Here is a 12,078-nt window from a genome sequence, read left to right on the forward strand (position 1 = left end):
AGCGGTGCGCACATTGCCCCTCACCCTAACCCTCTCCCCAAAGGGGCGAGGGGACCGATTGTGCACGGTGTTGAATATTGCGCCGGTTTTCTCCCTCTCCCTCCGGGAGAGGGCCGGGGTGAGGGGATCAGCGCGCACGGTGTTGCATTCAATTCTGCAAAACCGATGACACCAGCAATTGGGTATACGGGTGATGCGGGTCGTCGAGCACGCGGTCGGTTAACCCACTCTCCACCACTTGCCCCTGTTTCATCACCAGCAAACGGTCCGCCAGCAGGCGGGCGACGCCCAGATCGTGGGTGACAATCACCACCGCCAGGTTCAGTTCCACCACCAGGCCGCGCAGCAGGTCGAGCAGGCGTGCCTGCACTGACACATCCAGCCCGCCGGTTGGCTCGTCCATAAACACCAGCTTCGGATGCGTCACCAGGTTGCGGGCAATCTGCAAACGCTGCTGCATGCCGCCGGAAAAAGTGGTCGGCAGATCGTCGATACGGTTGGCGGGAATCTCCACCTCTTCCAGCCACTTCTGCGCGGTGGCGCGAATATCGCCGTAATGACGCGCCCCGGTCGCCATCAGCCGTTCGCCGATATTGCCGCCTGCCGACACCTGGCGGCGCAGGCCGTCGAGCGGATGCTGATGCACCACGCCCCATTCGGTGCGCAGCAGGCGACGGCGGTCGGCCTCGCTCATGCCATAGAGGGAACGGTTTTCATAGTGAATCTCCCCCTGTTGCGGCGTCAGACGGGCGGAGATTGATTTCAGCAGCGTGGTCTTCCCGGAACCGGATTCCCCGACAATGCCCAGCACTTCCCCCGGCCATAAATCAAAAGAGACATCGCTGAAGCCTTTGCCCGGCGCGTAAAGGTGGGTCAGGTTATTGACCGAAAGTAACGGTTGATTCATTGGCTTTTTGCCTCGCTCTGTTGGCGGCAATAATCGGTATCGGAGCAGACAAACATGCGGTTTCCGGCGTCATCCAGCACCACTTCATCGAGATAGCTGTGGGTTGATCCGCAAATCGCGCAGGGCTCATCCCACTGCTGGACGGTGAACGGGTGATCGTCGAAATCGAGGCTTTCCACGCGGGTAAACGGCGGCACCGCATAAATACGCTTCTCGCGCCCCGCGCCAAACAGTTGCAGGGCGGGCATCATGTCCATTTTCGGGTTATCAAATTTCGGGATCGGCGATGGGTCCATGACGTAGCGTCCGTTCACCTTCACCGGATAGGCGTAGGTGGTGGCGATATGACCGAAGCGGGCGATATCTTCATATAGTTTCACCTGCATCACGCCGTACTCCTCCAGCGCGTGCATGGTGCGGGTCTCCGTTTCGCGCGGCTCGATAAAGCGCAGCGGTTCCGGGATCGGCACCTGGAAGATAATGATCTGATCTTCGGTCAGCGGCGTTTCGGGGATGCGGTGGCGCGTCTGGATAAGCGTCGCATCGTCCGTGCGTTCAGTGGTATTTACCCCGGTCACGCGCTTAAAGAAGTTGCGAATCGACACCGCGTTGGTGGTGTCATCCGCGCCTTGGTCAATCACCTTCAACACGTCGCTTTCGCCAATCACGCTGGCGGTAAGCTGTATGCCGCCGGTTCCCCAGCCGTATGGCATCGGCATCTCGCGCCCGCCAAACGGCACCTGATAGCCGGGGATTGCCACCGCTTTTAAGATGGCGCGGCGGATCATACGTTTGGTCTGCTCGTCGAGGTAGGCAAAGTTGTAGCCGCTCAGATTAGCCATGGTTCTGCTCCTGTTGCAGACGTTTGAGTAGCTCCAGTTCGGCCTGGAAATCGACGTAGTGCGGGAGTTTGAGGTGCGAGACAAAGCCTGCGGCTTCGACGTTGTCGGCATGCGCCAGCACGAACTCTTCATCCTGTGCGGGGCCTGTCGCGTGCTCGCCGTATTCCGGGGCCTGCAACGCACGGTCAACCAGCGCCATCGCCATCGCTTTGCGCTCGCTCATGCCAAACACCAGCCCGTAGCCGCGCGTGAAGTGCGGCGGCTCATCCGGCGGGTCGATAAAACCGTTAACCATTTCACACTCGGTCATCAGCAATTCGCCGACGTTCACCGCAAATCCCAGCTCTTCCGGCACAATCGACACGTCGATATAGCCGCTGCGGATTTCGCCTGCGAACGGGTGATTGCGTCCGTAACCACGCTGGGTGGAGTAGGCCAGCGCCAGCAAATAGCCTTCGTCTCCGCGCATGAGCTGTTGCAGGCGGGAGGAGCGTGAGCAGGGGTAAACCGGCGGCGTGCGGGTGATGTCATCCGGCTGTGTGCCGCTATCCTCTTCAAACTTCGCCAGCCCCTGACGCGCCAGCAGGCTGAAAACGTGCGGTGATGGGGCTTGCTCGCTGTCGGCGGTGGTCAGCGTCGGCGCTTCGCCATTCGCCAGCAGGGTGAAATCGAGCAGGCGATGGGTGTAGTCGTAGGTCGGGCCAAGCAGCTGGCCGCCAGGAATGTCTTTATAAACGGCGGAGATACGGCGTTCGAGACGCATCCCGGTGGTGTCGAGCGGCTCGCTCACCGCCAGTTTCGCCAGCGTGGTGCGGTAGGCGCGCAGCAGGAAAATTGCTTCAACGTTATCGCCACTGGCCTGTTTCAGCGCCAGTGCGGCCAGTTCGCGGTCGGCAATGCCGCCTTCGGTCATCACGCGATCCACCGCGAGATTAAGCTGCTGTTCAATCTGGGCGACGCTCAGTTCAGGCAAATCGGTATCGCCCCGGCGTCGGCTCTCTTGCAGGGCGTGGGCGGCGTCGATCGCCTTCTCGCCCCCTTTCACGGCAACGTACATCAGCACACCTCCACAAGAGTGGTTCGCGGAATAGCCAGCAGGCGCTCGCCGCAGGTCAGGATCAGGTCGATGCCGAGCGGGAACGGGTGCGGGCGCTCGGTGAGTTCGTGCAGAATGCACTCCGGCAGTTGCGGGGCGATCATCCGTTCTTCGGCAATACCCGCGCCGGTGAGGCGCAGCATGCGTCCGCCGCTCAGGCTGGTGACCTGTAAAATCAACGTCGCACCGGCTTCCGGCGCAACGGCGGTGCCGGTGGAAAGGGCGTTGAGCTGCTCGCTGGTAATCGCCTCATCCGTCACTGCGAAGGTCGCCTGTTCCGGCTGATTGACCAGCGGGGCGTTGGTATGAAAACGCAGGCTCTGGCTGACGATATCGTTACTTAATGGCGCGGAAAGCCACACCGGCGTGTCGTTATCGGCCAGCGTGAGCAGCACGCTGGTGGTGGCGATATTCAGCGGCTGCCAGCCGCGTTTGAGCTGATGCAGGGCGACAATCACGCCCGGCTCGCTCATGGCCTTTAACAGGCGACGAAAACTGTGCTGGGCATCCTGCACGGGAAGCATAAAAGCGGTTTCCAGGGTCATGCGTTGTCTCCGCGAACCATCGTAAAGAAGTCGACCCGACTGGCGTTCACTTCGGCCTGGCGTGCGGCAATGCGTGCCATACGGTCAGCGTCCAGCGGGGCAATAAGGGTTTCTGATAAGTTTTGAAAGTGGCGAGATTGCTGCATCAGCGCGTCAATCAGCGCGCAGCGTTCGGCGTGCTGTTTGTCGCGCCCCAGCACCCAGCTGTAGCCGAGCGTGCCGTCAGTAAGGCGTACGGCGGCGCGGGTGAGCGTGGCATCGCCGGCAAAAAAGCGTTCGCCGGTGCCACCCATTCGCGCCTGAATCTGTACCAGGCCGGTTTCAGCGGCGCGGATCACCTCATAGTCGGCGGTGATGTTCAGCGCCTTCAGGCGGGCTGCCAGTTCAGCCGGTTGGCTGTGCGCCAGCACGGACATCCAGTGCTGGCGGGTCGCGGTATCTGCGTGCATTCAGTGCTCCATGGTGAATTCAATCATGTCGGCGCGCGTCAGGCTGACGGAGTACTCCGCCGGGCTGCTTTCACCGTCACGGTGGTTAAGGGTGCGCACGCACAGCAGCGGCGACATATTCGGAATTTCAAGACGCTGGCACTCTTTGGCCTGGGCGCGGCGGGCGCTGATCCGCGTCTGGCTGCGGCGCAGCGCAATCCCCGTTTGCTCACGCAGAAAATCGTGCAGCGAGCCGCTGTCGAAACGTTGCAGCGTCGGCCAGAGGGTGAGGTCCGCAAAGTAGTGGTCGATTAAACAGAGCGCGACGCCGTTGACCCGGCGCAGGGTGCGCAGGTGGATAACGTTCTCGCCCTCGGTTATCCCCAGCGCGTCAGCGACGTGGGCGGAGGCCGGGCGAAGCACCGACAGCAGTTTTTCGCTGGTGGGATGGCTACCCTGATCCAGCAGGTTCTGGCTAAAACGCGCCTGGGCGTTGAGCGGGTAATCGAACGGGCGCATCAGCACCAGCACGCCGACGCCCTGACGGCGCTGTACCCAGCCTTTTTCCACCAGTTGGTCGATGGCGCGGCGCAGGGTGTGGCGATTCACCTCAAAGCGCGCCGCCAGTTGCTGCTCGGCGGGAAGATAGTCGCCGCAGCGGTAGTGTTGACGAAGCTCCTGCTCAAGTTTTGCGGCTATCTCCTGATAGCGTGTTGGGTAGCTGGTCGGATGTGTAGACAAGTGCATAAATATCAATGCCTCGCTTATCAGATAAAGTGCTTACGCAACCGTTGAGAGAGGAAATCCAGCAGGCTGACCGTGACGATAATCAGCACCATCAGGGCGCAGGTTTGCTGGAACTGGAAACCGCGAATCGCTTCCCACAGCGTGACGCCGATCCCGCCAGCGCCGACCATGCCAACAACGGTGGCCGAACGGACGTTGGATTCGAAGCGATAGAGGGAGTAGGAGATCAGCAGCGGCATCACCTGCGGCAGCACGCCGTAGAGGATCTCTTCGAGCTTGTTGGCACCAGTGGCGCGAATACCTTCCACCGGGCCGGGTTCAATTGCTTCTACCGCTTCGGAAAGCAGTTTGGAGAGCACGCCGGTGGTGTGAATAAACAGCGCCAGCACGCCAGCGAACGGCCCGAGACCGACGGCGACCACGAACAGCATGGCGAAGACCATCTCGTTAATGGCGCGGCAGGCGTCCATCAGACGGCGCACGGGCTGGTACACCCACCACGGCACCAGGTTTTCGGCGCTCATCAGGCCGAAGGGGATGGAGAGAACGACTGCCAGCGCGGTGCCCCAGACGGCGATTTGCAGCGTGACGGCCATTTCGGTGAGGTAATCCTGCCACTGGCTGAAATCGGGCGGGAAGAAGTCGGCGGCGAACGTCGCCATGTTGCCGCCGTCTTTAATCAGCGTGAGCGGGGCCATTTCCGCGCCCTGCCACGAGACGACCAGTACGGCGAGAACAATGGCCCAGCTGAAGATCGAGAACCAGCTGCGCTTGGGTGGGGCAATGGTGATGGTTTGCATGTTTGGCTCCGTTTAATGTTTTCTCCCTCTCCCTGTGGGAGAGGGGACCGATCGAGCACATTACTGCACCGCTTTACTCACCGAACTCATTGCGCTTAACGCGTTGTTCAGGCGGTCCAAATCATCCAGTTGCGCCTGAATGGCGGTGGTTTTTGCCAGCTTGTCCTGCTCATTCAGCCCTTTGTTGTCCTTCACGCTTTGCATCTCTTTAAACAGTGCGAGCTGGCGAATCGGCACCAGTTGCAGGTCGCTGGAGGCGCGGAACGGCGCCCAGCCCAGGCGCTCCAGCACTGCTTTCTCTTCCGGCGTTTTGCCGTAGTTCATAAAGAAGTCGTAGATCTTGTCTTTGGTGGTTTCGGAAAGATTTTTGCGCCAGACGATCGGATCGCCTGGGATCAGCGGCGATTTCCAGATCACCTTCAGTTCTTTGAGCTTCTCCGGTGCGGAGGTTTTCAGCTTGTCGAGGTTCTCGGTGTTGTTGGTCGCCACATCCACCTGCTTGTTGGCGACGGCCAGCGCGTTGGTTTCATGCCCGGCGTTGACGGTGCGCTTGAAGTCGCTGGCGGAGATATTGTTTTTGGCGAAGACGTAGTAGCTGGGGACGAGGAAGCCAGAGGTGGAGTTAGGATCGCCATTGCCAAAGGTGAGATCTTTACGCTTCGCCAGCAGATCGTTCAGGTTGTTGATCGGACTGTCTTTGTTGACGATCAACACGCTCCAGTAACCCGGCGATCCATCCGCCGCGACCGTCTGGGCGAAGACCTGACCGTTGGCGCGATCCACCGCTTCCATCGCCGATAGATTGCCGTACCAGGCGATATCCACTTTATTGAAGCGCATCCCCTGGATAATGCCCGCGTAGTCCGGAGCAAAGAAGGCGTTGACCTTTACGCCCAGTTTCTTCTCCATATCTTGCAGGAAAGGCGTCCATTGCGGTTTCAGGTTTTGCTGTGATTCCGTTGAAATAATGCCGAAATTCAGCGCCTTTTCCTGCTCTTCGGCGTGTGCCGGGCTGAACAGGGTGCTGAGGCTGAACATGCTGGTGAAGGCCAGCGAGGCAATTATCTTAGCGTTCATTCGTTTTCCTCAATGATGGGGATGTCAGGCAGCTTTCGCGTTCTCTTCGATGCGATTAATGCTGCGGTAGAGATGGTCAAAACGTTCGTTATCAAACTGTTGGCTGCTGCCGTCGTAGAAGACGTGCCCCTGGCGCAGGGCGACGATGCGTTCGCAGTAGCGCAGGGCGTAATCCACCTGATGCAGCGTGACGACCACGGTAATGCCGTCGTTCTGGTTAATGTCGCGCAGGGTGTCCATCACGATGCGCGCCGATTCCGGGTCCAGCGAGGCGATGGGTTCATCGGCCAGAATCACCTTCGCCTGCTGCATCAGCGCACGGGCAATCGCCACACGCTGCTGCTGTCCGCCGGAGAGGGTGGAAACGCGCTGATGGGCAAAGTGCACCATGCCAACGCGGGTCAGCGCCTGTAACGCGCGCTGTTTCTGCTCGCGGGTGAAGTAGCTAAAACAGGTGCGCCAGAATGGCGTGCTGCCGAGCGCGCCAATCAGCACGTTCTCCAGTACGCTCAGGCGATTCACCAGGTTGAATTGTTGGAAGATGTAGCCGGTGTTGGCGCGGCTTTTGCGGATATCGCGGGCCAGGCGGCCTTCGCGCTGGACTGTGCGGCCCAGCAGCTCGACGCGGCATTCTGGCTTTTTATCGCCGACAATCAGGCCGCTTAAGTGACGTAAAAGGGTGGATTTGCCGGAACCCGACGGCCCAAGCAGAGCCACCATTTCACCGTGATGAATGTTCAGATCAACCGCATGCAGCGCCTGATGCTGATTGAAGGTTTTGCTCAGTTGTTCGACGCGGATAATCGTTTGCATGCTGGAGCCTCCCTAAAAAAGTGGCTCCATCGTGGCGAATTTTTGTGACAGTTGGGTTAAGCGTGAGTGACGTAAAGATGAAGAGTTAAGGTGAAAATGATGACAGCGGGAGGATGTACCTCCCGCAGAGTTTATCCGCCAGGCTGTTTGACGACGTTGATCATCCAGGGCAGGCCGTAGCGATCGGTGACTTTGCCGAAACCGTGCGCCCAGAAGGTTTCCTGCCAGGCCATCTCAATCTGGCCTTCTGCCGCCAGGCTATCGAACCAGCGTTTTCCTTCGTTGACGTCCTGGGTATCCAGCACCAGCGTAAAGCCGCTGTAGCCGGTATTTCCGCTTTGCGCGCCGTCGCTCATCATGATGTCGCTTCCCGCAACTTTCAGGTTAGCGTGGGCAATGGCGTTTTCAGGGTAGGTCTGGCCGGAGGGGCAGCCGTCGCTGCTTTCCTGCGCATCTTTCGGCATTTCGCCAAAGGTGATTTTGTAGAGCAATTCCGCGCCCAGCGTCTGTTGATACCAGGCGATGGCATCGGCGCAGTTTCCGGAGAAAGCAATGTAGGGACTTAACGGCATAATCGTTACCTCAGGTAAGAAGAGCCCATTAAGTGTAGTTCGAATTTTGTACAGATGAGGGGGCGGGCGGGGGATTTGTAGGCCTGATAAGACGCGTTAGCGTCGCATCAGGCACCGTTGCCGGATGCGGCGCGAGCGCCTTATCCGGCCTACCGATCGTGTGACAACAGATACAATCAGTTCTTTTTAACGAACTCAGATTTCAGCTTCATCGGGCCGAAACCATCGATTTTGCAATCGATGTTGTGGTCGCCTTCAACCAGGCGAATGTTTTTCACCTTGGTGCCGATCTTCAGCATCGAAGAGCTGCCTTTCACTTTCAGATCTTTCACCACGGTGACGCTGTCGCCGTCGGCCAGCAGATTGCCGTTGGCATCTTTCACAATCAGCTCATCGCTGTCCTGTGCGGGTTCAGCATCGTTCCATTCGTGGGCGCATTCCGGGCAGATATACATGCCGTTATCTTCGTAAGTGTATTCGGAATTGCATTTCGGGCAGTGGGGTAATGACATGGGGATTTCCTCAAAAGTGCGAAAGGGCAATAAGCCCCTAAAAACCGGCATAATGCCGCAAACAGTCGCTAATGATAGCGCAAAACCACACTTTTGTCGGCGTTATTCCAGGGAGGAAACAGAGCCCCCTCGGAAGAGGGGGCGGATGAAGTTAGTGATGAGCGGCCTGAGAGACGCTTGCGGTGGCGCTATTCTCGGGTGTGGGCACTTTTCCGAAACGTTTGGCGTACAGGGCTGTGATGATAGGCACCAGAATCGCCGTGACGATGACGCTTGCCGCGACCAGCGCTGTTGCAGAGGCGGCGACTGGAGCAAACGATGGGTTAATCTGGGCAATAATCACCGGGTTGGCGACTGCCGCACCTGCTGCGGAAGAGGCTGCCACACCTGCTGTACCGTTACCGCCGCCAATTACGCGGTCGGCAATAATCAGCGGAATACCGGTGATAACGATTACCGCAACACCCAGGGCGATGCCCAGCAGACCGGTGTCCATAATGACGTTCAGGTTGATGGTATTTCCCAGTGCGAAGCCGAAGAACGGGATCAAAACTGGCGTTGCTTTGCTAAAGAAAGCGCGCAGGTCGTGGTCCAGGTTACCGAGCGTAAAGCCAATCAGGAATGGCAGCACCGCGCCGATAAAGTGGTGAGGTTCGAAAGAGGCCAGACCGGCGGAACCGAGGATAACCATGGTCATCAGCGGGCCGGACTCCAGCGACATCAATACGAACGCGCCGGACTCTTCTTTCGTGCCATATTGGTTCATCAGGCTGGCGTATAAGCCGCCGTTGGTCATATCCATGGCGGAAACAATGGCCAGAACGGACAGACCTGCAAAGAAACCGGTCTGAATACCGCTTTCTGGAATAAACATGGCTGCAATCATCGCCACAATCCAGGCGACGCCAATTTTGGTCAGCACCAGCGTACCTGATTTACGTAATACGGTTCCGGTTGCCCGCAAATCAATTGATGCACCAATGCAGAAGAACCAGACTGCAAGAATCGGTACCGTTCCGCCAATCATGCCTTTCGTGAAGGAACCAAAGTATTCGCCGGTGTTTGGCGCAAAGGTGTTTAATACGGCACCCAGCAGTAAGGGGATCAGCATCATCCCGCCAGGGATTCTTTCCATTGTGGCTTTAATTTTCATATTGCATCCTCGCTTCTCATCTGAATGACGATGGAAGAGGTTAAGAATAATAATTTCAACCAGTTACCCGAGTCTTTCCTTTCGGGTATCTCTGTCCATGCGGCCGGAACGCGGTGGGGACAACGAGGGAGAAATTCTCCCTGAAAAGCCCAGAGGTGCTGTTCCTGAAACTATGATGCATTTGCTGGAATTATGATTCAATCAAAATAAAACAGTGTTTTAGTTATATCGATCACATATTTTGATGAAAGCTTAGGTCTGGTGTGAAGAGATAAATTGGCTGTGAATGGTTTGTGAATTTAAATGATGAGATTTATCTTAGTTTAATAATAATGCGGGTAATTATTTCCTGGGTTATTTGACATTTTTAGGTGTGTTTTTGGTAACAATGCCTGGTCGCGCTTTGACGTAAAAATCCATTAAGATTGAACTTATTTACGAATATCGACTCAACTTAACAACAGCGTGCATTTATTTGCGAAGTTGATCACAAATTTAAACGCTGGTAGGGTAAAAGGCCTGAGTCCAAACCGGAACCGACATTCCGGGGATTTTTTAACCACCTGTAATTAGCCAGTACAGGCGTCAACAGGTTTGATTGCACCGGCGGCTTTCGGCACTTCATGAACCCAGAGAAGTGTAACGCGAAGCTGTCACCCCCGAATGCGCTCCCGCGCAAAGGGCGCGCTAGCAGTACAAGCAAACCTGCTACGCTTGATAAACAGGAGTCTGCATTTTCCCGGCTCCTCCGTACACCATGCGAACAGCGAGCTGTTCGACTCCACAGGGTGTGCGTTAACGGCGAATGTAAATGAGGAATACCCATGCTTCGAAGGAAAAAAGTAAAGCCGATCACGCTCCGTGATGTCACGATTATCGATGATGCCAAGCTCCGTAAAGCCATCACCGCGGCCTCGCTTGGTAATGCAATGGAATGGTTCGACTTTGGTGTGTATGGCTTTGTCGCCTACGCCTTAGGTAAAGTCTTCTTCCCGGGTGCCGACCCAAGCGTGCAGATGATAGCCGCGCTGGCGACGTTCTCTGTACCGTTCTTAATTCGCCCGTTGGGTGGTCTGTTCTTCGGGATGCTCGGCGATAAGTACGGTCGTCAGAAAATCCTGGCGATCACCATCGTGATTATGTCGATCAGTACGTTCTGTATTGGTCTGATACCGTCATATGCGTCCATCGGTATCTGGGCCCCCATACTGCTGCTGTTGTGTAAAATGGCGCAGGGCTTTTCGGTGGGTGGTGAGTATACCGGGGCATCCATCTTTGTTGCGGAATATTCACCTGACCGTAAACGTGGCTTTATGGGCAGTTGGCTTGATTTCGGCTCCATCGCGGGCTTTGTGCTGGGTGCGGGGGTCGTTGTCCTGATTTCCACCGTGGTGGGTGAGGAAAACTTCCTTGAGTGGGGCTGGCGTATTCCGTTCTTTATCGCGCTGCCGTTAGGCATTATTGGCCTCTATCTGCGTCACGCGCTCGAAGAGACGCCAGCGTTCCAGCAGCACGTTGAAAAACTTGAGCAGGGTGATCGTCAGGGCCTCCAGGAAGGACCGAAAGTCTCCTTTAAAGAAATTGCGACCAAACACTGGCGTAGCCTGTTGGCGTGTATTGGCCTGGTTATTGCGACCAACGTCACCTATTACATGCTATTGACCTATATGCCGAGCTACCTGTCGCATAACCTGCATTATTCTGAAGATCATGGCGTGCTGATTATTATCGCCATCATGATTGGTATGCTGTTTGTGCAGCCGGTCATGGGCCTGTTAAGTGACCGTTTTGGTCGTCGTCCATTCGTCATTATTGGTAGCGTGGCGCTGTTGGTGTTCGCAATCCCGGCCTTCATCCTGATTAACAGTAATGTGATTGGCCTGATTTTCGCGGGTCTGCTGTTGCTGGCGGTGATCCTGAACTGTTTTACTGGCGTAATGGCCTCGACGCTGCCGGCAATGTTCCCGACGCACATCCGTTATAGTGCGCTGGCCGCTGCCTTTAACATCTCTGTGCTGATTGCCGGCCTGACGCCGACGCTGGCGGCATGGCTGGTGGAAACCTCACAGAACCTGATGATGCCGGCTTACTATCTGATGGTGATTGCGGTAATCGGTCTGATTACCGGCCTCACGATGAAAGAAACGGCGAACCGTCCGCTGAAAGGGGCGACGCCTGCCGCATCGGATATCGAAGAAGCGCGAGAAATTTTGCAGGAGCATCACGATAACATCGAGCATAAAATCGAAGATATCGATGCCGAAATCGCGACGCTGCAGGAGCAACGGACACGTCTGGTGCAGCAGCATCCAAAAATTAACGAGTAATCGCGAGTTCATCATCAAGCCGGGTAGACGTGAGTCTAACCCGGCTTTTTTTTTGGAAACATTCAGCAAAATCGTTTTGTTTAATGATGTTTTTATATACCTAATAATATTCGTATTATGGATTTGTTTTCATTATTTATTTGTTTGTGGAATTATTCTTGACTTGCTTTCTGGATATTTATCGCACTGTCGGTAAAAAAGAATAATTCACTTTGCCCGAATAGCTAAACTCCCCGATAATGCGCCCGTTCATTATTTT

At 56.3% G+C, this 12,078-nt stretch carries 13 protein-coding genes; 1 reads left to right on the forward strand and 12 read right to left on the reverse strand.

Annotated elements, in window-relative coordinates; genetic code table 11:
* Window positions 1–148 precede the first annotated feature (148 nt).
* The 12 genes from phnK to kdgT all read right to left on the reverse strand — a co-directional run bounded on the left by phnK (window position 149) and on the right by kdgT (window position 9,492).
* Window positions 149–907 carry a phosphonate C-P lyase system protein PhnK gene (phnK, locus tag F0Q32_RS02460; RefSeq protein ID WP_001075518.1) on the reverse strand — a complete coding sequence of 253 codons (759 nt, stop codon included), beginning with the start codon at window positions 905–907 and terminating at the stop codon, window positions 149–151.
* The gene (gene phnJ / locus F0Q32_RS02465) at window positions 904–1,749 is read right to left on the reverse strand and encodes an alpha-D-ribose 1-methylphosphonate 5-phosphate C-P-lyase PhnJ (protein ID WP_000002284.1); all 846 of its coding nucleotides are present in this window, start codon (window positions 1,747–1,749) and stop codon (window positions 904–906) included. The genes phnK and phnJ overlap by 4 nt, the downstream gene beginning before the upstream one ends.
* Window positions 1,742–2,806 (reverse strand): alpha-D-ribose 1-methylphosphonate 5-triphosphate synthase subunit PhnI, encoded by a 1,065-nt coding sequence (phnI, locus tag F0Q32_RS02470; RefSeq protein ID WP_149461824.1) that lies wholly within the window; start codon window positions 2,804–2,806, stop codon window positions 1,742–1,744. The genes phnJ and phnI overlap by 8 nt, the downstream gene beginning before the upstream one ends.
* Window positions 2,806–3,390: a phosphonate C-P lyase system protein PhnH gene (gene phnH, locus F0Q32_RS02475; protein ID WP_000171621.1), complete on the reverse strand. Its 585-nt coding sequence runs from the start codon at window positions 3,388–3,390 to the stop codon at window positions 2,806–2,808. The genes phnI and phnH overlap by 1 nt, the downstream gene beginning before the upstream one ends.
* A complete protein-coding gene (gene phnG, locus F0Q32_RS02480; RefSeq protein ID WP_000542765.1) occupies window positions 3,387–3,839 on the reverse strand; it encodes a phosphonate C-P lyase system protein PhnG in 453 nt (150 codons plus the stop codon). Before phnG ends, phnH begins: the two co-directional genes overlap by 4 nt.
* Window positions 3,840–4,565, reverse strand: a complete 726-nt coding sequence (phnF, locus tag F0Q32_RS02485; protein ID WP_149461825.1) for a phosphonate metabolism transcriptional regulator PhnF — start codon at window positions 4,563–4,565, stop codon at window positions 3,840–3,842. It lies immediately after the preceding gene.
* Between the two features lie 20 nt (window positions 4,566–4,585).
* Entirely contained in the window at window positions 4,586–5,365 is a 780-nt protein-coding gene (gene phnE, locus F0Q32_RS02490) for a phosphonate ABC transporter, permease protein PhnE (RefSeq protein WP_103253813.1), read from the reverse strand.
* Between the two features lie 60 nt (window positions 5,366–5,425).
* Window positions 5,426–6,442, reverse strand: a complete 1,017-nt coding sequence (phnD, locus tag F0Q32_RS02495; protein WP_149461826.1) for a phosphonate ABC transporter substrate-binding protein — start codon at window positions 6,440–6,442, stop codon at window positions 5,426–5,428.
* 24 nt (window positions 6,443–6,466) lie between these two features.
* On the reverse strand, window positions 6,467–7,255 hold the full coding sequence (gene phnC / locus F0Q32_RS02500; protein WP_149461827.1) for a phosphonate ABC transporter ATP-binding protein: 789 nt from the start codon (window positions 7,253–7,255) through the stop codon (window positions 6,467–6,469).
* A 131-nt stretch (window positions 7,256–7,386) separates the two neighbouring features.
* The gene (gene yjdN / locus F0Q32_RS02505) at window positions 7,387–7,827 is read right to left on the reverse strand and encodes a VOC family metalloprotein YjdN (protein ID WP_149461828.1); all 441 of its coding nucleotides are present in this window, start codon (window positions 7,825–7,827) and stop codon (window positions 7,387–7,389) included.
* 176 nt (window positions 7,828–8,003) lie between these two features.
* Window positions 8,004–8,339: a zinc ribbon domain-containing protein YjdM gene (locus F0Q32_RS02510; protein WP_015966275.1), complete on the reverse strand. Its 336-nt coding sequence runs from the start codon at window positions 8,337–8,339 to the stop codon at window positions 8,004–8,006.
* Between the two features lie 151 nt (window positions 8,340–8,490).
* On the reverse strand, window positions 8,491–9,492 hold the full coding sequence (gene kdgT / locus F0Q32_RS02515) for a 2-keto-3-deoxygluconate transporter (RefSeq protein WP_149461829.1): 1,002 nt from the start codon (window positions 9,490–9,492) through the stop codon (window positions 8,491–8,493).
* A gap of 824 nt (window positions 9,493–10,316) precedes the next feature.
* Here kdgT and proP point away from each other — a divergent pair.
* The gene (gene proP / locus F0Q32_RS02520; RefSeq protein ID WP_149461830.1) at window positions 10,317–11,819 is read left to right on the forward strand and encodes a glycine betaine/L-proline transporter ProP; all 1,503 of its coding nucleotides are present in this window, start codon (window positions 10,317–10,319) and stop codon (window positions 11,817–11,819) included.
* Window positions 11,820–12,078 lie beyond the last annotated feature (259 nt).

Source organism: Pseudocitrobacter sp. 73 (genome assembly GCF_008369545.1).
Lineage (GTDB): Bacteria > Pseudomonadota > Gammaproteobacteria > Enterobacterales > Enterobacteriaceae > Pseudocitrobacter > Pseudocitrobacter vendiensis.